The following is a 26916-nucleotide window of genomic DNA, read 5'->3' on the forward strand; positions in this document are numbered from 1 at the left end:
GGACTCCGGGACGCTCAGCGGGCCAGCAGCGCCTGCGAGATCACCGCGAGGATGTCGCGCGGGTCGCGGGCCGGGTAGGCCGATCCCCCGGTCGCCTCGGCGATCCGGGTCAGCTCGGTCATGTCGGCGTCCTCGGAGATGCCGATCGCGATGATGCGCACAGGTCGGGCCATGTCGGCCTCGGCGCGCAGCGTCTTCACCAGGGAGGACAGCCCGATCGACCCGGGGTCGTCGTTGGCGCCGTCGCTGAGGATGACCACCGAGTTGAAGTAGCGCTCGTCGTACTTCTTGATCGCCTCGCGGTAGGCGGCCAGCGTGGTGTCATAGAGTCCGGTGCCACCGGTGGTGCGGTCGACCAGACCCTCGATCGCGCCGACCAGCCGGGCGCCCTGGTCGCCCTCGCCGAGGGCCCGCAACGGCGCCAGCTGCTTGTAGTCGACGCCGGGGCCACCCTGGTCGATCGAGAACGACCACAGGCCGACCCGCGCATTGCCGGGGAACTCCGACAGGGCGCGACGGGCTGCGTCGACGGCGAGCTCCATGCGGGTGCCGTCGCCGGTCTCGAAGTCCATCGACCCCGAGGCGTCGACCACGGCCAGCATGCTGGTGGGCACGGTGAGGACGGTCCAGCGGCGCAGGTCGGACTGGACGTCGGCGATGTTCGGCTGGGGCAGCGCGGTCACGTCGCCGAAGCCGACACCGGCGGCCAGCGCGGTGCCGTCGGCCTTGCGGAAGTCGGCCTCGCTGAGCAGGTCCTGGCCGGCGCGTCCCTCGAGGTAGGAGACGAACTCGCCCGACGCGTCGGTGGAGTCGTCGTCGACCTGGGCCATCGAGACCACGGGGTACTGGAGGAGCAACGTGCCGCTGTCGGGCACCACGAACGACAGCGCACCGTTCTGGCGCTTGGCGGCCAGGTAGTGCTGCTCGGTCACCGGCACCAGCTGCTTGGACGTCGTCGAGATCGCGGCCAGCACCTCGTCGGCCGGCTTCGCGGTGCGGGCGCCGTACTGCTGGGCCAACGGCACCATGCGGGCGGTGAGTTCGTCGGCGGAGGCGCCGGTCGCGCTGCTCTCCGCGCGAGGGGCGGCGAGGGCAGCCGCGGACGGACCGTCCTTGGTGGGGTCCTGGACGACGACTCGACCGCTCGACAACGCGTCGAACCAGGAGCCGGGTGCCGCGGCCGACGGGCCGCCGGCCAACGCCACGGGGCTGCTCGCGATCGCCTCGGAGAGCACCGTCGATCGCACGCCGGCATCGCTGAGCTGCTTGATCCACACGGGTGAGTCGGGGACCCACAGGTCGGGGGCGCTTGGGTCGCGGGCGACCAGGGCGTTGAGGGCCTCGGCCGGGACCATCGCGACGACCTGGACCTCCACGCAGTCGACCTCGTCGACCATCGCCTCGGCGGCCCGGGTGAGCGCCGGCGCGATGTCGGGGGCTGCTGCCACGGTGGTCGTCGAGGTGCTTGCGCAGGAGGAGTCCTCGCTGCGGGCGCGCCACAGCACAGCCGCCACCACACCGATGATCAGCACCAACACCAACAGGCCGATCCACAGTGGGAACCGGCTCGCCTTCTCCCGTTCGCGGGCATGAGTTCCGCTGCCCATTGCGCCTCCCTACGCATGAATGCGAGTTGCCCCGCGAGGGCAGGGTAGTGCACAAAGGACGAACCGATGTAAACAACTCAAACGTTATCCACCGAATCGATGACGCCCAGCAGGGCGGGAATCGGTGGGTGCAGGGCTGGCACAATGAGCGCGTGCATGCGCGTGTGATCGTCCTCGCCGGGCCTTCGGGCGCCGGGAAGTCCCGGCTGGCCCAGCGTACGGGGTTGCCGGTGCTGCGCCTCGACGACTTCTACAAGGACGGGTCCGACCCGACCCTCCCCCGGCTCACCGAGGGCGCCAACGCCGGCCTGGTCGACTGGGACCACCCCGACTCATGGCTGCCCGACGACGCGCTCGCGACCCTGAGCGAGCTCTGCCACAGCGGGTACGCCGAGGTGCCGGTCTACGAAATCGCGCAGAACGGTCGGTGCGGCTCGCACACCGTGCACCTCGACGGCTCGCCCCTGTTCGTCGCCGAGGGCATCTTCGCGCAGGACATCGTGGCCGCCTGCGAGGAGGCCGGGCTCCTCGCCGCGGCGTACTGCGTGACCCAGCGGCCGGTCGTGACGTTCTGGCGTCGCCTGACCCGCGACCTTCGCGAACACCGCAAGCCACCGTTGGTGCTGCTCCGACGCGGCCTGGCGTTGATGCACAACCAGCGGGCCGTGGTGGCCGACGCGGTCGCCAAGGGATGCCGCCGCTCGACGCCCGACCAGGCGTTCCACGACATCGAGCGGATGCGTGTGGAGGCGACGCGGTGAACCCCTGGGACCAGCCCCTCCGCCAGCCCAACCAGCAGACCTGCGGCGCCGCCGTCCTCGTCGTGGCCCGCATGCTCAACGACCCCGCCTACCGCGACCGGGTCGCCACGGTTGACGACTTCCGCGACGAGACGCTCGCCATGCACCGCCGTACGACGAGCGGCGTCGACGTGCTCGGCCGGTTGCAGCTGCCGTGGCCGCGGGCGTTGGGCACTCCCCCGTGGGCGGTGGCCAACCAGATGACCGGTTCCTCGGGCGCACAGGGTGCGACCTATGCGCCGCACCTGGTGACCCCGTGGCGGCGCACCGACGCCCTCGAGCAGATCAAGTCGGCGGCCGATGCGGGCCACGTCGTGCCGCTCTTCGTCGGCAGTCGCTGGCTGCCGCGTCACGTGGTGCTGGTCCTCGACGCCGACCTGACGGTCTACGACCCGGCACGCGGTGTGCGCGACCGCATCGAGCCGGACCGGTTCGTCGAGGGTGACGTGTCGGTCTCCGGCTGGTCGCGGCCGTGGTTCACGGTGCTGCCTGACTGAACGTCAGAGGCTAGGACGCCTCGGCCAGTGCGGCGTACCCCGGCTTGATCACGTCGTTGATGATCGCCAGCCGCTCGTCGAACGGCAAGAACGCCGACTTCATCGCGTTGATCGTGAACCACTGCAGGTCGTCGAGCCCGTAGCCGAACGCCTCGACCAGCGAGTGCATCTCGCGGGTCATCGACGTGCCGCTCATCAGGCGGTTGTCGGTGTTGACCGTGACCCGGAAGCGCAGCTTGGTCAGCAACCCGATCGGGTGCTCCTCGATCGAAGCGGCCGCGCCGGTCTGGATGTTCGACCACGGGCACATCTCCAGCGGGATGCGCATGTCACGGACGTACGCCGCGAGGCGGCCCAGCTCGACGGTGCCGTCGTCGCCGACCGTGATGTCGTCGATGATGCGGACACCGTGGCCGAGCCGCTCGGCGCCGCACCACTGGATCGCCTGCCAGATCGACGGCAACCCGAAGGCCTCGCCGGCGTGGATGGTGAAGTGGGCGTTCTCGCGCTGGAGGTACTCGAACGCGTCGAGGTGACGGGTCGGCGGGAAGCCGTCCTCGGCGCCGGCGATGTCGAAGCCGGCCACTCCGCGGTCGCGCCACGCGACGGCCAGCTCGGCGATCTCGCGGGAGCGGGCCTGGTGGCGCATCGCGGTCAGCAGCTGGCGTACGACGATCCGCCCGCCGGCCGCCTCCATGCCGCGGTCGAAGCCGTCACGCACGGCTTCCACCACCTCGTCGAGGCTCAGCCCGCCGTCGAGGTGCTGCTCGGGTGCGTAGCGGATCTCGGCGTACACGACCCCGTCGGCGACCAGGTCCTCGACGCACTCGCGCGCGATCCGCTCCAGCGCCGACGCGGTCTGCATCACCGCGACGGTGTGGTCGAAGGTCTCGAGGTAGCGCACCAGCGATCCGGAGTTCGCGGCATCGGCGAACCACTGTCCGAGCAAGCTGTCGTCGTCGACGGGCAGCTCGTGACCGATGGCATGGGCCAGCTCGGCCACCGTCTGCGGGCGGACACCACCGTCGAGGTGGTCGTGCAGCAACACCTTGGGGGCACGTCGTACGACGTCGGCAGTCAGGGACACCTGCCCATCATGGCAGCGAAGCGCACGGAGGGTGAGACAACACGGTTGGACGCGTCGTGGGGAACGGCGTGAACGACTACGCTCCACAGGTATGCGCGTCTTCACGACATTCGATGAACTGACCGAAGCTGCCGGCACCGACCTCGGCACCAGCGAGTGGCTGACCGTCGACCAGCGCCGGGTCAACGCCTTCGCCGACGCCACCGGTGACCACCAGTGGATCCACGTCGACCTCGAGCGGGCCAAGGACGGTCCCTTCGGCGGCACGATCGCCCACGGCTACCTGACCCTGTCGCTGATCCCGTGGCTGGGCAGCCAGATCTTCACGTTGCAGACGCCGGGGGCCAAGCTGAACTACGGCGTCAACAAGGTGCGCTTCCCGAACCCGCTCAAGGTCGGCAAGCGGATCCGCTCGCACGTCGCCATCGCGGACGTCGTCGACATCCCCGCCGGCAAGCAGCTCACCGTGCGCCACACGATCGAGATCGAGGACGAGGCCAAGCCCGCCTGCGTCGCCGAGACCGTCGTACTCCTGCTCCCCTGATCCGCCCGCGCCACCCCCACTCGAGTAACGCGGGGTTACGGTCGCTCCACACGCGTTCTGACACGGGCGAACCGTCAACAGCACCGCACAAGAGCCGCTGTGCAGGCACCGCCGTACGACGACCCGGGCGGGGTCAGGCGATGCGGTCGATCACCAACGGCTGCGGGGTGTACGCCGACCCGTCGGTGCCGATGTCGTAGCCGCCCTCGAGTGAGGCCAGCGCACGGTCGAAGCGTTCCGGCTCGTCGGTCAGCAGCGTGAACAGCGGCTGGCCCTCGGTGACCTCGTCACCGGGGCGTGCGTGCCAGACCACGCCCGCCCCGTCCTGCACGGCGTCACCGAGCTTGGCGCGTCCGGCACCGAGCCGCCACGACGCCAGCCCGACCGCCATCGCGTCGAGCCGGGTCAGCACGCCGGAGGCCGGTGCGTTCACCACGTGCGACTCGCGGGCGGTGGCCATGGGGGCGTCGGGGTCGCCGTCCTGGGCCCGGATCATCGCCTTCCAGGCGTCCATGGCGGAGCCGTCGGCCAGCTTGTCGGCCGGGTCGAGATCGGTGACTCCGGCGCCGGCCAGCATCTCGCGGGCCAGGGCCAGGGTCAGCTCGACCACGTCGGCCGGCCCGCCCCCGGCGAGCACCTCGACCGACTCGGCGACCTCGATCGCGTTGCCTGCGGTGAAGCCGAGGGGGGTGGACATGTCGGTGAGCAGGGCGACCGTGTGCACGCCGGCGTCCTTGCCGAGCGAGACCATCGTCTCGGCCAGCTCGCGGGCCTTGTCGAGGTCCTTCATGAAGGCACCGGTGCCGACCTTCACGTCGAGCACCAACGAGCCGGTGCCTTCGGCGATCTTCTTCGACATGATCGACGAGGCGATCAGCGGGATCGCCTCGACGGTGCCGGTCACGTCGCGCAGCGCGTAGAGCTTCTTGTCGGCCGGGGCCAGGCCGGTGCCGGCGGCACAGATCACCGCGCCGATGCTCTCGAGCTGGTCGAGCATCTCCTCGTTGCTCAGCGCCGCCCGCCAGCCGGGGATCGCCTCGAGCTTGTCGAGGGTGCCGCCGGTGTGGCCCAGTCCCCGGCCGGACAGCTGGGGAACCGCGACACCGCAGGCGGCCACGAGCGGGGCCAACGGCAAGGTGATCTTGTCGCCGACACCGCCGGTGGAGTGCTTGTCGGACGTCGGGCGCGACAGGGTGGAGAAGTCCATCCGCTCCCCCGACGCGATCATCGCGTTGGTCCAGCGGGAGATCTCGCGGCGGTTCATGCCGTTGAGCAGGATCGCCATCGCCAGCGCCGACATCTGCTCGTCGGCCACCACACCGTCGGTGTAGTGGGCGATCACCCAGTCGATCTGGCTGTCGGTGAGCTCCTGGCCGTCGCGCTTGGCGGAGATCACCTCGACGGCGTCGTGCTGGGTCACGTGGTCTCCTTCGTCAGGTCATCGGGTCCGAACGGGTCGGGCAGCACTTCGTCCATGCGGCGTACGCCGGACACGGTGAGCAGCAACAGCTCGCGACCGCCGTTCTCGAACAGCAGCTGACGACACCGACCACAGGGCATGATCACGTCGCCGCTGCCGTTGACGCACACGAAGTGGGTCAGCCGCCCTCCGCCGGTGGCGTGCAGCGAGCTGACCACACCGCACTCGGCGCACAGCACCACGCCGTACGCCGCGTTCTCGACGTTGCAGCCGACCACGGTGCGCCCGTCGTCGACCAGCGCCGCGGCACCCACGCGATAGTTCGAGTACGGCGCGTAGGCGCGCGCGGCGACGTCGACGGCGGCCCGGGTCAGGGCGTCCCAGTCGACCTCCACGCTCAGTCCTTCACGTAGGGCTGGCCGTCGGCGGCCGGCGGGCGGACCCGTCCGACGAAGCCGGCCACGGCGATCAGGGTGGCGAGGTAGGGCGCGATGGCGATCAGCTCGGAGGGCACCTTGGTGACCAGGCCGAAGTCGTCCTTCATGGCCGCGGTCAACGCGAAGAAGAGCGCGGCCATGGTGGCGCCGACGGGGTGCCAGCGGCCCATGATCACGGCAGCCAGCGCCATGAAGCCCTGTCCGTTGGCGGCGTTGTCGTTGAAGGACCCCGACGAGCCGACGGTGTAGAACGCGCCACCGAGACCGGCGAGGGCGCCACCGAAGAGAATCGCCTGCCAGCGCACGCGATTGACGCGGATGCCGACGGTGTCGGCGGCCTTGGGGTGCTCGCCGACCGCGCGGACCCGCAGGCCCCATCGCGTCTGGTAGAGCAGGAACCACACCAGGAACGGCGCCAGCAGGGCCAGGTAGACCAGGATCGACTGGTTGAACAGGGCACGCCCGAGCACGGGGATGCTGGAGAGGCCGGGGATCTCGATCGGCGTCAGCGGATCGGGCGAGTCGGAGAGCAGCGTGTTGAGGTGCGCGTTCTCCTGCTCGGTCGGGATCTGCCCGCGCAGGAACGTGGTCAGGCCCAGTGCCAGGGCGATCAGCACGACACCGACGACCACCTGGTCGACGTGGTAGCGCAGCGAGAACAGGCCGAGCATCAGGGCCACGACGACACCGGCCAGCGACGCGGCGATCATGCCGACGCCGTTGCTGTAGGCCAGCGCGCTGACCACGGCACCGAAGAACGCGCCCATCAGCAGCTGCGCCTCGATGGCGATGTTGATGACACCGGCACGCTCGCACACCACGCCCGCGAGGGCGCCGAGCACCAGCGGCGGGCAGTACTTCACCATGCTGGGCAGTGGATTGGTGATCCAGGCCTCGACCGCCGCCGTCTGGTCGGCGTAGTACCAGACGGTGAACGCGGCGTAGAACGACAGCCCGACTGCGACGTGGATCAGCATCGCCCAGCCGTTGCGTGGGATGCGGTTGATCACCGCGACGACCAGGGCGATCGAGACGATCGCGAAGCCGATCCAGACCAGGCGCAGGCCGTTGAACGGCTCGGGCTGGTGCTCCTTGGAGAGCTCGTCGGCGTTGAGGAACAGCACCTGGGAGTTGTCGATGCTCAGCGCCATCATCAGGACCAGCACCCACACGATGCCGAAGGCGACGACCAGCTTGATCTGGCGGAGCTTGTCGGTGCGGTCGCGGACGGGCTTCTCGCTGGCCGTCACGGTCGTGGTGGTGCTCATGCGGAGACTCCCTTCGCGGCGAACGTGCTCGTGGGTTCCTTGCGTCGCTGTCGCACGATCCACCGGACGATGGCCGGTGCGGCGACGAACAGCACGATCAAGGACTGGATGACCTGGACCACCTCGGGGGCGGTGCCCGCGCTGGTGGTCTGCATGGCGCCGCCACCCACGGCGAGGATGCCGAACAGGAAGCCGGCCAGCACGCTGCCGAGCGGGGTGCCACGGCCCAGCAGCGCGACCGTGATCGCGTCGAAGCCGACCGAGCCGACCAGGCTGGCGTTGTTGCTGGCCTGGTCGCCGTTGATCATCATCGTCGCGGCCAGGCCGCTGAGCCCTCCGGCGATGACCATGGTGAGGATGAAGACCTTCGCGGTGCTCATGCCCGCCGTGCGGGACGCGTCGGGGTTGGCGCCGACCGAGCGCAGCTCGAAGCCGAGGGTGCTGCGGGTGAGCAGCCACCAGACCACGGCCGCGGCGACGAGGGAGAGCAGCACACCCATGTGCACGCCCAGCACCTCGGGGAAGGCGGCCGCGTCGGGCACCGGCGGCGACTGGGGCAGGCCAAGGTCGTCGTCGGGGCGCTGGAACGACTTCAGCTCACCCAGCGCGTAGGCGAGCACCCCGAACGACGCGATCTGGTTGAGCATGATCGTGCTGATCACCTCGTGGGTGCCGGTGGCGGCCTTGAGCAGGCCGGCGATGCCGCCCCACAGGGCTCCGGCCAGTACGCCGGCGAGCACCGAGGTGAGCAGCAGGATCGGACCGGGGAGGTCCCAGGTGAAGCCGACGTAGCTGGCCGCCAGCGTGCCGAGGATGATCTGGCCCTGCGCACCGATGTTGAACAGCCCGGCGCGGAAGGCGAGCGAGACGCCGAGGCCGGCGCAGATCAGCGGGGCCGAGCGGTTCAGCGTGTTGGCCAGGCCCTCTCCGGAACCGAGCGAACGGTCCAGCAGTGCGCCGTACGACGTGGTGACCACGTCGAAGGAGCGGGAGAAGAAGTCCCACGGGTAGGAGAAGAAGTAGCCCATCGAGTCGATGACGGACTCGTTGCTCAGCGCCATCAGCACGGCACCGATCAGGAGTGCCAGCACGATGGCCGCGGCGGTGGTGAGGACGCCTTCGAGTGCCTTGCGGTCCAGGCGCAGGCCGGGTCGCTTGGTCACGCGGCACCTCCCTCGGCGCCACCGGCGCCGGCCATGAGCAGACCGATCTGCTCGCGTTCGATGTCAGGACTGACGGTGTCGACGATGCGTCCGTCGTACATCACCGCGATGCGGTCGGCGAGCGCGAAGATCTCGTCGAGCTCGGTGGAGACGATGATGACGGCGGTGCCGCGGTCACGCTCGGCGATGATGCGCTTGTGGATGAACTCGATGGAGCCGACGTCGACGCCGCGGGTGGGCTGTGAGGCGATCAGCACCTTGAGTGGCCGGGAGAACTCGCGGGCCACGACGACCTTCTGCTGGTTTCCTCCCGAGAGCGACCCGACGGGCGTCTCCCGCGAGGTCGTGCGGATGTCGAACTCCTGGATGCGGTCGTCGGCGTTGCGCTCGATCTCGGCGAGCTTGAGCGCCGGACCGTTGGAGAACTCGGGTGAGCGGTAGAGGTCGAGGACGAGGTTCTCGCGCACGCTGAACGAGGAGACGTAGCCGTCGTGGGAGCGGTCCTCGGGGATGTAGCCGATGCCGGCCTCGAGGCTGCGCCGGGGGCCGTAGCGGCCGATGTCGTCGCCGTCGAGCATGATCTCGCCGGCCGAGGGGCGGATCAGTCCGAGGAGCGACTTGATCAGCTCGGTCTGGCCGTTGCCCTGGACCCCGGCGATGCCGAGGACCTCACCGGCGCGGGCCTCGAACGAGACGTCCTTGACGACCTCGTGGCCGCGGGGGTCGATGATCGTGATGTTGCGGGCCTCGAGCACGGGGGCACCGACCTCGGCGGCGTCCTTGTCGACGGTCAGCTTGACCGCGCGACCCACCATCATCTCGGCCAGCTCGGCCTCGGTGGCGGTCGGCTCGGCGGTGCCCACGATCTTGCCGCGGCGGATCACGCTGATCCGGTCGCCGACAGCCTTGACCTCGCGCAGCTTGTGGGTGATGAAGATGATCGAGGTGCCCTGGGCCTTGAGCTCACGCATGATGCCCATGAGCTCGTCGATCTCCTGCGGGGTGAGCACGGCGGTCGGCTCGTCGAGAATCAGGACCTTGGCGTCGTTGGCGAGGGCCTTGAGGATCTCGACGCGCTGCTGGACACCCACGGGGATGTCCTCGACCAGCGCCTTCGGATCGACTCGCAGGCCGTAACGGTCGGAGAGGTCGCGCACCCGTTGGGCCGCGGCGCCGCGGTTGAGCACCGGGCCGCCCTCGCGACCGAGCATGACGTTCTCGGCGACGGTGAAGACCGGGACCAGCATGAAGTGCTGGTGCACCATGCCGATGCCGGCGTTGATGGCGTCCTTGGGCGAGGCGAACGTGACGGGTTCACCGTCGAGCAGGATCTGGCCCTCGCTGGGTTCCAGGAGCCCGTAGAGCATGTTCATCAGCGTCGACTTGCCGGCGCCGTTCTCGCCCAGGAGGCAGTGGATCTCGCCGGGTTCGATGGTGAGGTCGATCGCGTCGTTGGCGACGAAGTCACCGAAGCGACGGGTCAGCCCCTGGATCTGCAACTGCATGGCACTCCCTTGTGCGATGACTGGCGTCGTACGAAGGATATGCAGGACGCCGGCGATGCCTGCGCGGCCGCGTCCGGAGTGGCGGCGGCCATGTTGCCGTGGACCAGGAACGCCAGGCCGCCGAACATGCGCTTCTCCGTCAGCCCGACCTCGCCCTCGAGTGCCTGCCTGATGCGCTCCAGGCTGACGCCGCCGTTCTCGAGGGTGCCCTCGTAGGGAGTGTTGTCGAAGGAGCCGTCGATGGAGCTCTTGATGGCGTCCTCGACCGCGACGTCCATGCCCTTCATGACCGAGGAGAGCAGGATGTCGCAGTACTCGGCGGCCGAGACGCAGCCGTCGGTGTCGACCCAGATCGCCTTCTTGTCCGCCTGCTTGACGGCCTGGAGGCCACCGAGGCCGGCGGGACCGGCGACCGGCATGACGATGTCGGCGCCCTGGCGGATCAGTGCCTCGGCGAGCGACTGGCCCTTCGACTGGTTCTCGAAGTCGTTGGTGAAGGAGCCGTCCTGCTTCTCGGCGTCCCAGCCCACGACCTTGACGTCGGCGCCCTTGTCGGTGTTGTACTGCTCGACACCCTTGACGAAGCCGTCCATGAAGATGGTGACGGTCGGGATCTTGGCGCCACCGAAGGTGCCCACGACCTGGCTCTCGGTCTGCGAGGCGGCGAGGTAGCCGGCGAGGAAGGCCGGCTGGTCGGTCTTGAAGCCGAGGCCCTTGAGGTTCTTGGCGGGCTTCTCGTAGCCGAAGTCGACGATCGAGTAGTCGATCTTCGGGTGCTTCTTGGCCGCGGCAGCGGTGGCGTCACCGAGGAGGAACCCGACCGTGGTGATGTTCTTGCAGCCGGCCTTCGCGAGGTTCTCGAGGTTCGGTGCGTAGTCGGCGTCGGCCTTGGACTCGGCCTCGGCGGTCTGGATGCCGTAGTCGGTCTTGGCCTTCACCAGGCCGTCGTGCGACGTCTGGTTGAAGGACTTGTCGTCGAAGCCGCCGGAGTCGGAGACCATGCATGCCTTGAAGTCCGGGTGCTGCTCCTGCGGCGTCGTGGACTCCGACGCGCTGGGCGAAGCAGAGTCCTTGGCGTTCGAGTCGCCGTCGTCGCCGCGCTCGCCACAGCTCGTGAGGGCGAGGGCGGCCAGGCTCAGCGCAACTGCAATACGTGCCGTCTTCTTCACGGCGGTCCTCCTGGGGTCGGGGCAGGCCCCTGTCAACCGGGCCAGTCGGGTCACATTAAGCCCAACCTCGCGGAAATGAGGCGATTCGAGCCGAACTGTTACCTGCCGGTGACCGATCGTCTTCCGGACGACTCAGACGAGGGACTCGAGTGCCGCCCCGACCAGCACGGCCGCGCCGATCGCGATGGCGCGCTCATCAATGCGCAGGTCGCCCTGGTGCAGGTCGTACGTCGGACCACCCGGCGTGCGGGTGCCGAGCCGACCCATCGCTCCGGGAACTCGCTCGAGGTACCACCCGAAATCCTCACCGCCCAGGCTCTGCAACGCGGGCAGTGCACCGTCGGGGCCGAGCACGGCGGCCACCGACCGAGCCAGCGCAACAGTGGCCTCGTGGTCGTTGACGACCGGCGGCACCCCGCGCTGGTAGACGATCTCGGCGGTGACGCCGTACGGCGCAATGATCTGGGCGATCAGCTCGCGCACGAGGTCCTCGGCGCCGGCCCAGGCGACCGCGTCGAGCATGCGCACGGTGCCGGCGACCCGGCCGGTGGCGGGAATGACGTTGTGGGTGGCGCCGGCGCGGATCAGGCCCCAGACCACGCTGACCCCGGCCCGTGGGTCGAGTCGACGCGAGAGTACGGCGGGCAGCTCGGTGACCAGCTTGCCGAGCGCGAAGGTGAGGTCCTCGGTCAGGTGGGGCCGCGAGGTGTGCCCGCCCTTGCCGACCAGGTGCACGTCGAGCGAGTCGGCAGCGCCGGTGAGCGGCCCTTCCCTCAGTCCGATGTGGCCGACGTCGACGGTCGGGTCGCAGTGCAGGCAGAAGACCCGGTCGACCCCGTTGAGGGCGTCGCGGGCCAGCAGCTCGAGTGCTCCGCCCGGCATGACCTCCTCGGCCGGTTGGAACAGCAACCTGACCCGGCCCGCGAGCATCCCGCGGGAGGCGAGCTCGGCCAGGGCCAGACCGGCACCGACGAGAGCTGTGGTGTGCACGTCGTGCCCGCAGGCGTGGGCCACTCCCGCAACGGTGCTGCGCCAGGGGTCGTCGGTGCGGTCGTCGACCGGGAGCGCGTCGAGGTCGGCACGCAGCGCGACCACGGGCCCGGACTCCCCCACCTCGGCGATCAGTCCACTGCGCGGCAGGCGGCGGACGCGCAGCCCGGCCTGCTCGAGTCGCGCCGCCACCTGCTCCGTCGTCCGTGCCTCGCTCCACGACAGTTCGGGGTGGGCGTGGAGGTCGCGCCGGAACTCGAGGAGCTCGACGGCGTACTTCTCGAGGACTGTGGCGACGAGTTCGTGGGCTTCAGACATGACCCGGTGAGCATATCCGCCGCGGCACCACCCCGGGCGCAACCGACCGCTGCCCGGAACCGGCCGATTCCCCGGTCAATGCGTCGCGTGGCGGTTCACGCGAGCGCGCCGCCGGCCCGGTGCGGCCGACCCGGCAGGAGCTCCTCGAGGAGTGCCTCGGTCTCCGCGTCGAGCGGCGCACCGCACCCTCGCAGCACGTCGCGCATCTCCACGGCGACCTCCTCGAGGTCCGAGCCGTCCGGGTCCACCGAGGCGCTGCGGAGCAGGTCACGCCACAGCACCTGGGAGGTCGGCGAGAGCCGCAGCCCGGCCCGACTCGCGGCACCCGCACCGCCGGGGTCCCCCGGCAGCGACAGCTCGACCAGCCGGTGGGCGGCGTCCGTGACGACGTCGGTCACCTGGCGTTCGAGGCGCGTGCGGGCCAGCCAGCTGTAGCGCTGGGCGGGCCGCCCCTCCAGCAGCTCCCCGCGGACCAGCTGCAGGGCGCGACGCAGCAGCTCGCGCTCCTCATCGGGCCCCCGTCCCCGGGACTCCAGGGCCAGCTGGCAGAACGCGTGCCAGTCCACCGCCACGTCGTCGCTGAGGTGCAGACGGCCCTCCTCGGTCTCGCGCAACCGGTAGGAGCCGTCCTCCTCCAGCCCGAGCCAGTCGCGCACCCGGTCGATCGTGGCGTCGCGTACGTCGGGAGTCACCCCGCCCGGCCAGATCGAGGCGCCCACGACACTGCGGTGGACCGGAGCCGGCTGGACGGCCAGGAAGGTGACGATCTCGGAGGCGAGCGCGACGCGTGCGGGGTCCATCGCGTTGCTGGCCCGCAGGTCCAGGGCGCCGAGCACGCCGACCCGGACCGCAGCGACGCTGAAGTGGTCGTCCCTGCCGGAACGTGGCGGGCGGGGCACGGCGACCCGGTCACCGTCATGGATCGGGGACGGCTGCCGCGCCTTGGCGAAGAGCCCGGCCAGCTGCTCACCCGCGGCGGCGGTGAGCCGCACCGCGTCGACCTCGATGCCGAGCAACGGCACGTGCAACCGACCGGTGTCGTCGACATCCAGCTGCCAGCGGGCTCCCGGGACGGGGACACACGCCACGACTCCGACGCCGCTGTGCGGCGTGGCCACGAGGCGAGCGAGCCGGTCGACCGTGGCGGGGTCCGTCGGGGCGGCTCCCATCACGAGGTACCTGCCCGGCTCGCCCGGCGTACGTCGTGCCTGTCCGGTGAGTACGTCGGCGGCAGCGTGGCGCGGCGACGTGCCGGCCCAGTCGGTGACCAGGGCTTCCAGGTCGTCGACCGGCTCCACGTGGGTCCCGCCGATCGTGGCCAGGGTCGGTTCGAGGTGGTAGCCGCGGACGACCTGCTCGTCGGCCCAGGGCGCGACCGCCAGCTGCACCGCCCAGGCCGAGACCACCTCACGCGCGATGACGTCGGAACCACCCAGGCTGAGCAGTCCGCCGAGCGCCTCGAGGTCGAGCAGGACGTCGTTGCCGTCATCATCGCGGCCGAGGCAGACCAGTCCGGGGTACGGCGCAGGGCCGCGCTCACCGGGAAGGTCCGCGTCTGCCGGGAGCTCCCAACGGGCACCGTCGTCGTGGACCGTCCACGGGGACGGCGCCGACATGGTGGGCGGTGCCAGATGGAGGGTCACCGACGTCGTGGACACGGTGACCGCATGTGCCTGCGGCACCGCGAGCCGCTCGAGCTCACACGATGCGGCCAGGCTTCGCAGGGCGACGTCGAGGCGCTCGGCGCGATCCGTGTCGGCACCGATCCTGAGCTCCACCTCGGCCTCGAGCTCCTCCGCGGTGGCCAGCCGGCCACGCCGGCGACGCCGCTCGGCGACCAGGCCCAGCAGCAGGGCGGCAGAGAGCAGCCCTCCCCTGGCCAGTTGGGTCATGGTGCCCCGGGCGTCGCGGTCGGCGACCTCCATCGCCTGCTCGCCGGCGCCCGCTCCGGTGCGTTGGTCCTGGACGGACTGTGCCTGCGGCACGCCACCGGCCAGGAAACCGGTCTCCTGGCCCGCGGCCTGCCCGGTGTCGCTGACTCTCGGCGCACCGACGGCGTCCTCGGGCATGATCAGCACCCAACCGGGCTGGATCAGTCGCCCGAGGACCAGCTCCTGCCCGTCGGGCTGGATGCGTCCCTTGTTCAGGTCGAAGATCTCCTGCCAGCGACGGCCGTCGCCCAGCGACTTCTCCGCGATGTCCCAGAGATTGTCGTGGTAGTGCCCGTCGGGCGGTTGCACGATGACGACCTTCTTGCCGAGGACGTCCGTCATGTCCTGCGGAACACCGGGCACGTGGACGCGCGGCGACGACTCGAGGGTGCCCTGCGCGACCCCCACCACCTCGTCGTGCTCGGTGGCCGTCGGGGACTGGCCGGCGGTCGCCGTCGGCGCCGACGGCGGGCTGGCCTGGCTCGTCGTGGCGTTGCCGCTCGGCGTGGGCACGGGCATCGACGCCTGCGCGGCGCCCGTGCTGCCGAGGAAGATGCCGCCCACCAGGGCGGTCCCGACCAGTGCACGTGCGAGGGCCTGGGTGTGCCCGGACAAGGGAACCGGTCGGGGCAGGCCACCGCCTCGCACCAGGCTCGCGACCTCGGCCAGGGTGCAGACCACGAACTGGAGCCACGCCAACCACACGACTGCCCGGAACACGACGAGCAGGGCGTCGATGCCCAGGGGCTGGGTCAGGTCGCCCCGGTCGGGAAACCCTGTGGGGACCGGCGGCGGGCCGGTCAGCAGCCAGAGGGCAGCGGGTACGACGAACACCAGGACCAGTAGGGCCAGGCCGGCTCCGATCGCCTTGGCCAAGGAGGGGCGTTGCTGTTGCGGGGGCGGGGCAGCGAACCGCTCGGGTCCACGAGGCACGTGCACTCCTTGGGGGTGGGGCGTGGTCATTGAGTCACCGCTTCCGCAGTGGCCGAGGCCGAGATGCTGAAGGTGTTGTAGTTGATCAGGCTGAGCAATTTGGTGTCCACCCGGTCGCTGGCCGCCACCGTGACCGTGTCGGCAGTGACCCGGACGTCGGTGACGGTGTAGCCGCGGCTGGTCAGGAAGGCGCGGGCCCGGGCCTCGGCGGCGGCCTCGTCGAGACTCGGGTCGCCGGAACCACGCAGGCCGTCGACGTCGATCTCCTGGGCACCCGCACGTGCCGCCTGCTCGACCTCGTCGGCGAGCTTCATCCGCGCGTTCAGGGCGGTCCCGCCGTCCAGGACGAGGCCGGCACACATCAGCAAGGTGATGGCCATCCCGACCACGAAGGCCGTCGCGGTGCCACGCTCGTCGCGGGTCCGGCGGCCGTGCTGCCGCTGCTGGTTCCCGCTCATTCGTACCTCCGGTAGGGGTCCAGCGGGACCGCGCTCTCGGCATCGACGCTGGCGCTGCCGGGAACCCCGATCAGGCCGAGCCCGTCGTACGAGACACTGCATTCGAGGTGCACCACGGCGGTGCCGCCCGGACCCCACACCCCGTCCAGGGAGACGGCGCTGCAGGTGGTCTGGTCGTCGAGGGAGCTGGCCACCACCTCGCGGGCGGCGGCAAGGGCGTCGGCCCGGGAGACCTGGAGCGACGCCGCGCGGGCGGCGTCCCGAGCGGTCGCGTCCACGTCTCCACGGACGGAGACATAGCGCCCGCACATGATGATGAAGACGATGAAGGCCATCAACACCGGAGCCAGCAGCACGACCTCGACGGCCATTGAGCCTCGCTCGTTCCGGCTGCGCTTGCGGAGGCTCATTCGGTCTCCACGAACCGCTCGATGGGTCCCTCGACCGTCTGGGACACCTCGGGTACGCCGAAGGGCAGGATCTCCTGGGCGTGGCCCGTGACCGTCACCCGCACCTTGTCGTTCCCGACCGCGACGATCTGGATCTTGTAGCCCTCGAGGACTCCCTTGCCGATGTTCTCGGCGTACTCCGCGCCGTTGCGGCGGGCGTCCGCGATGTCACCGGTGGCCCGGGCCACGCGGGCGGTCTCGCGCGCCACCGCGCTGGCGGCCTGGTTGCCCAGGAACACCAGCGTGGACTGAACGGCGAGCAGGATCACCAGCAGCAGGAGTGGCATGTAGAGCGCCAGTTCCACCGCGGATGCTCCGCGCTCGTCGCGCAGGCGGCGAGACCGCACTGTCATTCGTCCAGATTGATCGAATCGGCCTTGCCGCGGATCTTGGTCAACAGGATCGTTCCGACGGCCAGGGCGATCCCGACCAGAAGTGCGGTGATCACCACCCACTCGACGGCCGACACGCCGTCGTCGTTGCGACGGACACGCTCGACCCGGCCCCCGAGAAGTGTGAGCAGGAACTCGAGTTGAATCATCGTGGCATCTCCTTAGGTAGAACAGGACTGTCATTCCCCTTGTGGTCAGGCCCAAACCTCAGGCCAGGACCCGCGCGACCGCTGGGTACATGAGGAACAAGAGGAAGCCGACACAGAGCAACAGCTGGGCCACGAGCATCGACTGGGAACGGGCCGCGGCACGACCTTCGGCATCGGCGAGCTCCTTGCTGCGCATCGAGGCGGCGCGCGCTGCCAACGACTCACGGACCTTGGCACCGTCTTCGGCGACGAGGGCGAGGGCTGCGGCCAGGTCGCGCAGCTCGTCGACGTCGATCGCGTTGCCGAGCTCGCCGAGCGCGGCCCACGGGGTGATCCCCTGCAGCCGCGCTGCTTCGAGGGTGTCGCGGATCCGCACCATGGCCCAGCCGTCGGAGATGGCCGCGGCCGACTGGAGCGCCTCGGGCACCCCGCGTCCGCCGGCCAGGTTCATCGCGACGAGGTCGAGGAAGGCGCTGAGGACGTGGCGGAATCCGCGCTTGCGTTCGTCGGCGATCTTGCGCAGCTGGAGCCAGGGCACGGCTGCTCCGACGACGGCTCCGACCAGCATCAGCCACAACGGGACCAGCGGTGGGAAGAGGCCGAGGAACGAGGCGGGGAGCAGCGCGATGACCGGGAACAGGAACCCGAGCAGGCCGGCCATCAGCGACCGGGCCAGGAACATCTCGCGGGACTGGCCGGCCAGGCCCAGCTGTGCGGAGAGCGACGCCGGCATCTTGAGGCCCCGTGAGTCGAGTGACTCGGCCACTTCAGCGCCGAGCTTGCGCATGCGGGCGGACTCGGCCTGGTGCCGACGGTCCGCGGTCAGGCCGGCATCACGACGACCACGCTTGAGCTGCTCGTCGAACCGAGCCAGGCCGACCGGGCCGGACGCCGCTGGGCTCATGAACAGCAGTGCTCCGACCAGCACGCCCGCACCGACCAGGGCTCCGGCCAGCATCACCAGGATCTGGATCATCAGTCACGCCCCTTCGCGTCCAGGCTGCGCAGGAAGCGCTCCGGTGCCTCGAAGACCGACAGGCGACGCAGCCACATGATGCCGGCCGCGAAGAAGGCCAGCACGACGAGCAGGACGAGCTGACCGACCGGCGAACCGTACGGCTCGACGTACGCCGGGTTGAACAGCGCGAGGCCGACGACGAAGGCGATGGTGACGCCGACGACGATCTGCACACTGCGCTGGGTGCTGCGGCGCCCGGCGTTCACCCGTTGCCGCATCTCCAGCTCCTGACGTGCCGAGCCGGCCAGCGACGTGAGCACTCCGCGCAGGCCGGGGCCGCGGAGCCTGGAGTTGAGGATCAGCGCGGCAATGATCAGGTCTGCGCCGGAGTCGTCCATGTCGTCGGCGAATCGCTGCAGTGCCATCGGCAGCGGCACCCGCACCCGCAACCGGTCCGAGAGCGCGAACAGGTCTGAGGCGATGGCGGGTGAGGCGGCGTGCGCCGTCGCCGGGATCGCCTGCTCCAGGCCGACTGCTCCGGCCACGGTGTCGCGCAGGGACTCGGTCCAGGCGGCGAGGGCCTCGATCCGGGCCACCCCTTCTCGGGCGGCCCGGGTGCCCCCGAAGAGCCGGTCCCAGAACAGCACGAGCGCCGCGCACGCCAGGGCCACGACGATCCATTGCGTCAGGAGCAGCACCAGGAGTCCCGCACCGATGGCGAGCGGCAGCGTCCGGCCGGCCCCCTTGAGCTGGGCAAGGAGCTGTGAGGGTGCCGCCGCAACGCGCTCGGCGGGTCGCGGCGTGAGGGCGTGGACGAGCAGGAGCACACCACCCCCGACGGCGGCGCCGATGAGGATGACCAGGAGCAGGGTCGGGCTGGTGGTCACGGCGCCGTGTCCAGCCAGGTCGGCGCTGCCCCCGGGACATACCCGACCGCGGCCAGGTCATCGAGGCAGGAGATGCCCGCGGCCGGCTCAGCGACACCGTCGCGGCCGAGGGCGAAGACCTCGCTGGAGAGCACCCGCCCGTCGACGCCGTTGACCTCCCGGACAGAGGTGACGGTACGCCGGAGCAACCCACCCGCGGCGAACGTGTTGATCCGCTCGATGAAGACGACGAAGTCGATCGCGCCGCCGATCAGCATCATCGTGGCATCGGCGGGGAGCCGTTCGGCGCTCTGGATCGCGTAGGTGCAGATGCGGTTGAACACCTCGGCCGAGGAGTTCGCGTGGATGGTCGACAGGGAACCGTCGTTGCCCTGGCTCATCGCGTTGAGCATGGTCACGATCTCGTCGCCGAGCACCTCACCCACGATGACCCGGCTGGGGTTCATGCGCAGCGACCGGCGGACGAGCTCTCCCATCACGATCGCGCCCTGTCCCTCGGTGTTGGGCAGCCGCTCCTCGAAGGAGACCACGTTGGGGTGGAGGTCGGGGAACTCGCCGAGACCGAGCTCGAGGGCTCGCTCCACGGTGATCAGTCGCTCGGCCGGTTCGATCTCGTTGGCCAGGGCGCGCAGCAGCGTGGTCTTCCCCGCGTTGGTGGCGCCGGCGATCATGATGTTCTTCCTGGCCCGCACTGCGGCGGAGAGGAAGGCAGCCAGCTCGGGCGACATGGTGCCGTAGCCGACGAGGTCGTCGAGCATGACCCGGGACAGGCGAGCGCGACGGATCGACAGTGAGGGCCTCTGGCACACGCCCATCACCGCGGAGAGCCGCGACCCGTCCGGCAAGCGGATGTCGAGCTGCGGGTTGGAGGTGTCGAAGGCGCGGCTGGTCAGGCCGCTGTAGGCGCCGAGGGTCTGGACCAGCTCGATCAGCTCTTCGTCACTGTCGGCAACAGGTGCGCCGCGTTCCTCGCGACCGTTCGAGTAGCCGAGGAAGACGTTGTCGCAGCCGTTGATGTCGATGTTCTCGATGTCGGGGTCGTCGAGAAGGGGCTGCAGCCGCCCGACGCCGAAGAGCGCGGCATGCACCGCCTCCGCGAGGTGCCCCTCTTCGCCGGGAGTCATCGGGCTGCGCCCGGCGCTCACCTCTTCGCGGGCATAGCGGTCGAGCACCCGGCTGACCACGGCCCGGGCGAACTGCCGCTCGTCCTCCGCCGACATGGGCGGCAGGTTGTTCGCGGCGTCTTCACGACGCTGCCGGGCGAGGACCTCGGCAACCTCCTCGCGGAGGTTGCGCACGAGCTGTTGTTCCATCTCAGACCATCCCGATGCGCTGCTCGACGGACGGCACGCTGACCAGCGCCTGCGCGATCACGCGGGCCGACCTCGCAAGGAGCGTGCGCCCGGGGGCACCTGCACGGGTCGAGGTGAAGATGCCCGCGCCCTTGGCGTCCTCGGCGAAGACTCCGACGACCCTGGCCGGGATGCCCTCGGAGTCGAGGAGCTGCTGGAGGTGGGTGGCCGACTGGGTGTCGCGATAGGTCGTGGCGACCGCGATCAGCACCGGCGTACCGTCGGCGTCCCCCATCCGCAGGGACTTGCCGAACTGGAAGAGGCGACTGCGCAGGTGCGCCACCCCTTCCATGTCGGGTCGTACGACGACCAGCACGGCGTCGGCCTTGTGAATCACGGGGAGCGCGGCCGACCCGGCGCTCAGCTGACCGCAGTCGACGAGCACGTCCTCGGTGTGCCGCGCCAGCAGCGAGGGAAGCTGGGTCCACACCGAGCCGAGCCCGGTCAGCTGCTCCTGCGACGAGAGCCCCACCAGCACCGACTGGCCGAGGTTGGTCTGCTGGAGATGCTCGGACAGGTTGGTCTCGTCGGCGTCACGCCGGGCCGCAGCGGCCAGCGAGAGGAGGCCGTGGTCGGGGTTGAGCGGACCACCCTGCGGAGTCCGGCACCGCCAGAGGATGTCGCCGCCTGCCGGATCGGCGTCGACCAGCGCCACCGGCCGTGGCCAGACCGAGGCCAGCACCTGGCCGGCCAGGGTGACGCCGGGTGATCCCTTGGCCGAGCAGAGTGCGATCACGCTCACCGTGCGTCTCCGGAGCCAGAGGATTCCACGCTCAGCTCCGTGTCGGTCGACGCACCGCGCTGGAGCAGGGCCAGGCCAGCCTGATCGGCGCTCGCTGCGTCGACGACAGCGGCCGCGGCGGAGTCCGGGACGAGCAGGCTCACCGAGCCGGTGGACCCGCCCCCGAGGTCGTCGGCGCTCGCTGCACTGACGGAGAGCACCACGGCTTCGGTGATCGGCCGCGGCTCCTCCGACTTGTCGGAGCCGCCGACCCGGATCACCTGCACCAGGTCGCCCCCGCGCAGGCTCTTGCTCGGGGTGATCGCGGGGTTGAGCGGGACGGCGACCACGGCACGGTCCTCGCCGACCGGCTCCTCGCGCGTCAGCATCGTCTCGTCGATCAAGGTGTCCCGGCGGATCTGCACCTGTGCGTAGGTTCCACCGTCGAGCACCTGCTCCGCGAGGTCGCTGGGAATCAGCCGGAGCCCTTCGCTGGCCACCTTGACCTCCCGCAGGTCCGCCTTCGTGATCAGGGTGCCCGGCGGGATGTCGCGCGCCGCGGCGAGAACAGGCTCGCGGGAGTCCATCCGGACGGCCAGCAGGCCCGCGATCAGGGCGCCGCCGACGATGAGCAGGATGGCCAGCGCGGCCAGCCCGGGGCGCCGCTGGCGCGGGGGGTCGACCCGCCGACCCGCCGGAGTCGTTCCTCCGGACCGTCGGAACGCCCGGTTGCGCTGCTGCTCCGCGAGCGTTGATCCGTCGCCTGAACCCATGTGCCATTCCCCTAGTCGCTTACGAACCCCGGATGCTCGCTGCAACCGAGCAGCAGCCGTCATCGTAAGGGCCAACCTGGTCAGAGACCACCCAGCCCTACGGGCGTCGGCCCATGGTCTGCCCAGTCCTCCGGGGAGAGAAACCCATCGCGTCAAGGTTTCGCGGTGACGGCCTCGTGGAACGAGTAGCCGGACCAACACCTCGGACTAAGGAGCCATCATGGCTGCAGGAGACCACCGGATCGATCCCGAAGAGATTCGGTTGACGGCCAGCACCATCACGAAGATGGTTGCCGACCTGGAGACGAGCAAGAAGACCCTGGACAAGGCGGCAACGGACCTGACGGGCGGAGGGAGCTGGAGCACGCCGAAGGCGTCCCGCAAGTTCGACGAGCAGTGGAAGATGTGGAGTGACGGGCTCGAGAAGCTGCTCCACGTCGGCCCTGACTTCGCCAAGTGGCTGAACAACTACGCCAACGACGCCGACAACTTCGACCAGCACTACTCCTGATCGAACAAGCCGGAATGGGGCGGCACCCGGTGGGTGCCGCCCCGTTCGACATTTCGGCTGACGCTCTCGCTCGGAGCACGGCGACCCATTCGCTCAGGCCACGGCGCTAGGCGCGGAACGGCACCTGGACCACGGTCGCGTTGCCACCGGAGTCCAGCACCACTCCCCGGCCGGGATGTGTCTTCGACATCACCAGGCTGCGCGCCATGCGGGCGTCGTAGATGTCCGCGTCACTTGCGCTCTGGGGCGACAGCAACAGGCCCTGCCGCGACTTGCGGGCGTCGTACACCCAACCGCTGTAGCCGCTCCCGAGGTCGTTGACGTCGCCGGCCACGACGATCCGCCAGTTCCTGGCCCTGGCCAGGGACACGACGTCATCGAGGGCCTCGCCGACGTTGCCGCTGCGCATCATGTCGCCGTCGTCGACCAGCAGCACTCCCCCGGCGGGCAGTGCCGCGATCCAGGTGTCGATCTCTTCCACGCTCATCGTGTGGTGGTCGACCAGCGCCTCCTCGCCGAGCTCGTCCGCGAGAGCGTTGCCGACGCCGAGGACTCCCTTCACCGGCACGCCCGCTGCCCGGGCCGCGGCCGCCACGAACCTCAGTGCCGCGGTCTTCCCCGACTTCGAGGGTCCGGCGATCACCGCCGTCCCGGCACCGGACAGGTCAAGGCTGACCAGGGCAAGCTCGTCGCCTCCGATGCCGAACGGCAGGAGGCCGTCACGGACCGACGCGGCCGCATCACGCAGCAGCTCTTCCGTGTCGCCGTCGTGAGCGGCCAGGTCGGGCAGCTCCCGCAGCTGGAAGGGCCTCTGTGCCGCGGGTACGTCGGCATCACGTGCCTCGTTGCGCAGCGCGATCTCTCGCAGTGCCGCGTTCTGTCCGGCGCCGCTGACCTCCGCAGAGAGCAACGCGATCTGGCGTTCGACGACCGGGTCCGGGGTGAGCGCGCGACCGTCCGGCATGTTCTCCGGCACCTGCTTGGCCTGGATGCCGGCGGAGCTGAACTCGTCCCTGTCGGCCAGCCGGAGCACCAGCTTGTCCTCCACCAGCGGCCCCATCCGGCCGCTGACCAGGGTCCGGTCGCCGGAGACCACGACGGTGACGCCGACCGAGGGTCCGTCGCGGAGCAGGTTCTGCACCTGCTCCGCCATCCGGCCTCCGTCGACCTCCCCCAGGGTCGCCATGAAGCCGTCCCAGCGGTCGAGCAGGAAGACGACGTACGGCGGCCGCTCGTCCTGCGGCATGCCTTCGCGCAGCTCGGCCAGGTCCGAGACCCCGACGCGTCCCATCAGCGCCTGTCGTTCGTCGACCAGGGCGGTGAGCCTGTCGATCAGGCGCCCGGCCCGGCTGGTCTGGGTCCGGCTGACCACCGCGCCGGTGTGGGGCAGCGCCTGCAGGCCGAGCAGCGCGCCGTTTCCGCAGTCGAGTCCGTAGATGCTCAGGTCGGCCACCGGCACCGCGTCGGCGAGTGCCCCGGCGAAGGTGCGCAACGCCGTGGACCGTCCGCTGCGCGGGCCGCCGAGGACGTAGAGGCTGCCGTTGCGCCCGAGCTGGAACACCGCCGGGCGCTGCGCCTGCTCGGCCGGGAGGTCGATCAGCCCCCAGGCCGCCGGAGGAGGCAGTCGCGGGTCGCGCTCCTCCTCCGGCAGGGACGGCAGGTCGCCCAGGGTGATCAGGTCGGGGAGCGCGTCGAGCCACGGGCGGTGGGCCGGCGGGATCGCCATCCGGTCGGTCAGGCTGCCCACTGCGTCGACCAGCGCCGAGAGGTCGGTGTCGGCCTCGTCGGTCTCCACGGACTTGTCCGTGGGACGTGCCGGCAGCGGCAGGCCGAGGTGGTCCCAGTCGACCGCCCACGCCAGGGGCTCGACGAACTCCGGTTGCTCCTGTGCCGTCGCGTCCGGGCTGCGGCCGCCGACACGACCGCTCTGGAACGGCATCAGCGTGGAGGCCCCACTGCGCACGTAGGCGCGACCCGGCTGGTGCTTGCCGATCATCGCCGCGTCCGAGGAGTCGATGACGTCCTCACTGTCGCCAGCGTCGGTGACCCGCAGCGAGATGCGCAGGTTGGTGTTGGCCTTGATGTCCGCGGACACCACGCCACTGGGTCGTTGGGTGGCGAGCACCAGGTGGATGCCGAGCGAGCGACCTCGCTGGGCGATCGAGACCAGGCCGTTCACGAAGTCCGGCAGCTCGGCGACCATGCTGGCGAACTCGTCGATCACCAGGACCAGCCGCGGGATGGGCGGCAGGTCCGGTTGCTTGCCGCGCAGGGCCCAGTAGTCCTCGAGGTCCTTGGCGCCCGGGCCGGCGAGCAGGTGCTCCCGGCGATGCAGCTCGGCACCGAGCGAGACCAGCGCCCGACCCACGAGGTGCGTGTCGAGGTCGGTCACCATGCCCACGGTGTGCGGGAGCCGGGCACAGTCCTTGAACGCCGACCCGCCCTTGTAGTCGACGAGCACGAAGGTGAGGTCGTCCGGCCGGTTGGCCACGGCGAGCGAGGCGACCAGTGTCTGCAGCAGCTCGGACTTTCCGGAGCCCGTCGTACCGGCCACCAGCGCGTGGGGGCCGTCGCGTCGCAGGTCGAGGCGGAACGGTCCGTCGTACCCGGCACCGACCACCACGTCGGTGGTCGGGCTGCCGGCCCAGCGGAGCGCGATGCCCTGCGGGGTCGGCGGGTCGAGGTCGATCTGTTCGAGGAGCCGCGCCGACGAGGGCAGGCCGGCCGAGTCCTCCTGGGGCGTGGTGTCGCGCAGCGGAGCCAGGCAGCGGGCCACCGTCTCGCACCACGTCGGCTCGACGAGGTCGGGTACGACGCCCAAGGTGTCCTCGGCGGTCGTCTCATGGATCCGCAGGCCGTCGGTCTCGATCACGGCCACGGCCTTGCACTCGGCCGGGAGCTGGCGGGCCTCCGCATCAAGGCAGATCACCCGGACGCCGACGAGGGGGCCTCGGCGGAGCAGCTCGACGACGGCCGGCAGGGCGCGGAGTCGGCGCGCGCCGTCGAGGAAGACGACGTAATCGGGTCCGACCCGATCCTTGCTCTTCGCGGCGCCGCTCGCCTCACGTTGCTCGATCACGGCGAGGATCTCGTTGAGCCGCCTGCCGACCGACTCCTGCCGGGTCCCGACCGCCGCACTCACCCCGTCGGCCTCGTCGCGGGCGTGCGGGAGCCAGCGCACCCAGTCCCACTTCTCCTCGCCGGCATGGTCGCTGATCACCACGAGCCTGACGTCGCGAGGGCTGTGCAGCAGGGCGACCTGGGCGATCAGCCAGGACGCGAGAGGTACGGCGGCCTCGGGGTTGCCGGCCACACCGATGACGCCCAGCTGGGCGAGCCCCAACCAGGTGGGCACGGCCACGAGCGGCGGCAGCTCCGGGGCCTCCTCGCTCTTGTCGTGGTGCTGCTCCACGGTCAGCTCGGGAGCCATCTCGGTCAGCCCGAGCCGCAGCCGGAGGTGGTCGCCATCGTCGGGTCGCCGCTCCCACAACCGAGGGCCCGGACCGATCGCCTGGCTGATCCAGTCTGCGGGGTCGGGAAGCTCGAAGCGCTTCTCCGTGCGTTCGAGCACCCGGGCTGCCGCGATCCGCTTCTCCAGCGCCACGACTGTGGCGTCGTACTCGACGACCTTCTGGCGATACTCCTTGCGGTTGTAGACCTTGTCGCTGATGAAGTTCGCCAGCGCGAGCAGCGGCGACATCAGGCCGAAGAGCAGGTAGCGCATGTTGTCGAGGAGCAGGGCCATCGGCACGGCCATCACGGCCGGCGCCAGCACCATGACCCACGGCAGCGGACGCCCGCGCGGCTCCTCCGGCCTCGTCGGCATGTGGAAGGCCCGCTCCCGCGGCGGCGGCATGATCCGGGGTGGGCGGTTGAACTCGATCAGGGCCTCGGCGGCGTTCATCGCCACGTCGGCGCGGCCCGAGCCGAGCGGTGCCCGGGCCAGCACGGTGTCGCCGATCAGGAGATGCCCACCCTCGGGCCACGCGGTGGCCTCGGTGATCTCGACCTCCTCGAGCGAGGCGACGACACCGTCTGCGACCTCGACCGTCACCGACCCGTCAGGGGTGGCGTCGACGCGGAGCGCGGCAGGTGGCAGGCGTACGTCGGGCAGCGACCACTCCGGCGAACCGCAGCCGATGGTGGTGTGGCCGAGTGGCAGTCGGTGAATGCGCCCGGCCCCCGGCCCGGCCACCACGCGCAGCTCCGCCACCCCGGAGGGGACCGCCCGGGTGATCCGGTCAGCCGGTTCGAACAGCGCGACCACCGATCCGGCGTGGACACCGGCCTCCCCCGTCGGGGTGGCCGGGTCGACCCGCTGGCCGTCGACCCACAAGGGGATTCGCTTCGCGAAGTCCGGATGCACCTGCTCACCGAGGAGGTCCAGGAGCGGAGGTAGCAGGGCTCCCACGGGCGCCTCGGCGTCACTGTCGACGACAGCGTTGACAGCGCGGCCGTTGCGCCCGTCCAGCAGCGTGAGCGTCAGCCGCACGTCGTACCCACCTTCCCCGAGGATGCCTGGCGGTCAGTATGCCGTCACGCGTCACATTCGCACGACAGACGTTTCGATGTGCAAGGCCGGGGAAGACGCTGAGCT

At 70.4% G+C, this 26916-nt stretch carries 24 protein-coding genes; 4 read left to right on the plus strand and 20 right to left on the minus strand.

Annotated features, from left to right (window positions below; all coding sequences use genetic code 11):
• Positions 1 to 14: 14 nt before the first annotated feature.
• Positions 15 to 1607 (minus strand): substrate-binding domain-containing protein, encoded by a 1593-nt coding sequence (locus ASD30_RS07105; RefSeq protein ID WP_056678752.1) that lies wholly within the window; start codon positions 1605 to 1607, stop codon positions 15 to 17.
• A gap of 152 nt (positions 1608 to 1759) precedes the next feature.
• Here ASD30_RS07105 and ASD30_RS07110 point away from each other — a divergent pair, with 152 nt between their 5' ends.
• Positions 1760 to 2368 carry a hypothetical protein gene (locus ASD30_RS07110; RefSeq protein ID WP_056678754.1) on the plus strand — a complete coding sequence of 203 codons (609 nt, stop codon included), beginning with the start codon at positions 1760 to 1762 and terminating at the stop codon, positions 2366 to 2368.
• Complete coding sequence (locus ASD30_RS07115; RefSeq protein WP_056678756.1) at positions 2365 to 2904, plus strand: hypothetical protein; 540 nt, start codon at positions 2365 to 2367, stop codon at positions 2902 to 2904. Before ASD30_RS07110 ends, ASD30_RS07115 begins: the two co-directional genes overlap by 4 nt.
• 10 nt (positions 2905 to 2914) lie before the next feature.
• On the opposite strand, the gene ASD30_RS07120 is transcribed toward ASD30_RS07115, so the two are convergent.
• Positions 2915 to 3991, minus strand: coding sequence for an adenosine deaminase (locus ASD30_RS07120; RefSeq protein ID WP_200951080.1), 1077 nt, complete (start codon positions 3989 to 3991; stop codon positions 2915 to 2917).
• Positions 3992 to 4082: 91 nt separating this feature from the next.
• Here ASD30_RS07120 and ASD30_RS07125 point away from each other — a divergent pair, with 91 nt between their 5' ends.
• The gene (locus ASD30_RS07125) at positions 4083 to 4535 is read left to right on the plus strand and encodes a MaoC family dehydratase (RefSeq protein WP_056678760.1); all 453 of its coding nucleotides are present in this window, start codon (positions 4083 to 4085) and stop codon (positions 4533 to 4535) included.
• Positions 4536 to 4668: 133 nt separating this feature from the next.
• Here ASD30_RS07125 and ASD30_RS07130 read toward each other — a convergent pair whose 3' ends face one another.
• From ASD30_RS07130 to ASD30_RS07210, 17 genes are all read right to left on the minus strand, one after another.
• Entirely contained in the window at positions 4669 to 5955 is a 1287-nt protein-coding gene (locus ASD30_RS07130) for a thymidine phosphorylase (protein WP_056678763.1), read from the minus strand.
• Entirely contained in the window at positions 5952 to 6350 is a 399-nt protein-coding gene (locus ASD30_RS27105; protein ID WP_056678767.1) for a cytidine deaminase, read from the minus strand. Before ASD30_RS27105 ends, ASD30_RS07130 begins: the two co-directional genes overlap by 4 nt.
• Before the next feature lie 2 nt (positions 6351 to 6352).
• Positions 6353 to 7660: an ABC transporter permease gene (locus tag ASD30_RS27110; protein ID WP_056678770.1), complete on the minus strand. Its 1308-nt coding sequence runs from the start codon at positions 7658 to 7660 to the stop codon at positions 6353 to 6355.
• On the minus strand, positions 7657 to 8823 hold the full coding sequence (locus ASD30_RS07145; protein WP_056678773.1) for an ABC transporter permease: 1167 nt from the start codon (positions 8821 to 8823) through the stop codon (positions 7657 to 7659). Before ASD30_RS07145 ends, ASD30_RS27110 begins: the two co-directional genes overlap by 4 nt.
• Positions 8820 to 10328 (minus strand): ABC transporter ATP-binding protein, encoded by a 1509-nt coding sequence (locus ASD30_RS07150; protein WP_056678776.1) that lies wholly within the window; start codon positions 10326 to 10328, stop codon positions 8820 to 8822. Before ASD30_RS07150 ends, ASD30_RS07145 begins: the two co-directional genes overlap by 4 nt.
• Complete coding sequence (locus ASD30_RS07155; RefSeq protein ID WP_056678778.1) at positions 10304 to 11497, minus strand: BMP family ABC transporter substrate-binding protein; 1194 nt, start codon at positions 11495 to 11497, stop codon at positions 10304 to 10306. Before ASD30_RS07155 ends, ASD30_RS07150 begins: the two co-directional genes overlap by 25 nt.
• Positions 11498 to 11629: 132 nt before the next feature.
• Positions 11630 to 12805 carry an amidohydrolase gene (locus ASD30_RS07160; protein WP_056678781.1) on the minus strand — a complete coding sequence of 392 codons (1176 nt, stop codon included), beginning with the start codon at positions 12803 to 12805 and terminating at the stop codon, positions 11630 to 11632.
• A gap of 95 nt (positions 12806 to 12900) precedes the next feature.
• On the minus strand, positions 12901 to 15669 hold the full coding sequence (locus tag ASD30_RS07165; RefSeq protein ID WP_156388832.1) for a hypothetical protein: 2769 nt from the start codon (positions 15667 to 15669) through the stop codon (positions 12901 to 12903).
• A gap of 26 nt (positions 15670 to 15695) precedes the next feature.
• Entirely contained in the window at positions 15696 to 16127 is a 432-nt protein-coding gene (locus ASD30_RS07170; protein WP_056678789.1) for a TadE/TadG family type IV pilus assembly protein, read from the minus strand.
• Complete coding sequence (locus ASD30_RS07175) at positions 16124 to 16537, minus strand: TadE/TadG family type IV pilus assembly protein (RefSeq protein WP_056678792.1); 414 nt, start codon at positions 16535 to 16537, stop codon at positions 16124 to 16126. Before ASD30_RS07175 ends, ASD30_RS07170 begins: the two co-directional genes overlap by 4 nt.
• On the minus strand, positions 16534 to 16929 hold the full coding sequence (locus ASD30_RS07180) for a TadE/TadG family type IV pilus assembly protein (protein ID WP_056678796.1): 396 nt from the start codon (positions 16927 to 16929) through the stop codon (positions 16534 to 16536). Before ASD30_RS07180 ends, ASD30_RS07175 begins: the two co-directional genes overlap by 4 nt.
• Complete coding sequence (locus ASD30_RS07185) at positions 16926 to 17117, minus strand: Flp family type IVb pilin (RefSeq protein ID WP_056678799.1); 192 nt, start codon at positions 17115 to 17117, stop codon at positions 16926 to 16928. Before ASD30_RS07185 ends, ASD30_RS07180 begins: the two co-directional genes overlap by 4 nt.
• 58 nt (positions 17118 to 17175) lie before the next feature.
• Positions 17176 to 18093, minus strand: a complete 918-nt coding sequence (locus ASD30_RS07190) for a type II secretion system F family protein (RefSeq protein ID WP_056678802.1) — start codon at positions 18091 to 18093, stop codon at positions 17176 to 17178.
• A complete protein-coding gene (locus tag ASD30_RS07195; protein ID WP_056678806.1) occupies positions 18093 to 18962 on the minus strand; it encodes a type II secretion system F family protein in 870 nt (289 codons plus the stop codon). Before ASD30_RS07195 ends, ASD30_RS07190 begins: the two co-directional genes overlap by 1 nt.
• Positions 18959 to 20275, minus strand: coding sequence for a CpaF family protein (locus ASD30_RS07200; RefSeq protein WP_056678808.1), 1317 nt, complete (start codon positions 20273 to 20275; stop codon positions 18959 to 18961). The genes ASD30_RS07195 and ASD30_RS07200 overlap by 4 nt, the downstream gene beginning before the upstream one ends.
• 1 nt (position 20276) lies before the next feature.
• Positions 20277 to 21056, minus strand: coding sequence for a MinD/ParA family ATP-binding protein (locus ASD30_RS07205; RefSeq protein ID WP_056892115.1), 780 nt, complete (start codon positions 21054 to 21056; stop codon positions 20277 to 20279).
• A complete protein-coding gene (locus tag ASD30_RS07210; protein WP_056678814.1) occupies positions 21053 to 21808 on the minus strand; it encodes an SAF domain-containing protein in 756 nt (251 codons plus the stop codon). The genes ASD30_RS07205 and ASD30_RS07210 overlap by 4 nt, the downstream gene beginning before the upstream one ends.
• A 220-nt stretch (positions 21809 to 22028) precedes the next feature.
• On the opposite strand from ASD30_RS07210, the gene ASD30_RS07215 reads away from it, so the two are divergent.
• A complete protein-coding gene (locus ASD30_RS07215) occupies positions 22029 to 22319 on the plus strand; it encodes a WXG100 family type VII secretion target (RefSeq protein ID WP_056678818.1) in 291 nt (96 codons plus the stop codon).
• A gap of 106 nt (positions 22320 to 22425) precedes the next feature.
• Here ASD30_RS07215 and ASD30_RS07220 read toward each other — a convergent pair whose 3' ends face one another.
• Positions 22426 to 26811: an FtsK/SpoIIIE domain-containing protein gene (locus tag ASD30_RS07220; protein WP_056678821.1), complete on the minus strand. Its 4386-nt coding sequence runs from the start codon at positions 26809 to 26811 to the stop codon at positions 22426 to 22428.
• Positions 26812 to 26916 lie beyond the last annotated feature (105 nt).

The sequence above is a fragment of the Nocardioides sp. Root140 genome (genome assembly GCF_001426745.1).
In the GTDB taxonomy this organism is placed as follows: Bacteria; Actinomycetota; Actinomycetes; order Propionibacteriales; family Nocardioidaceae; genus Nocardioides.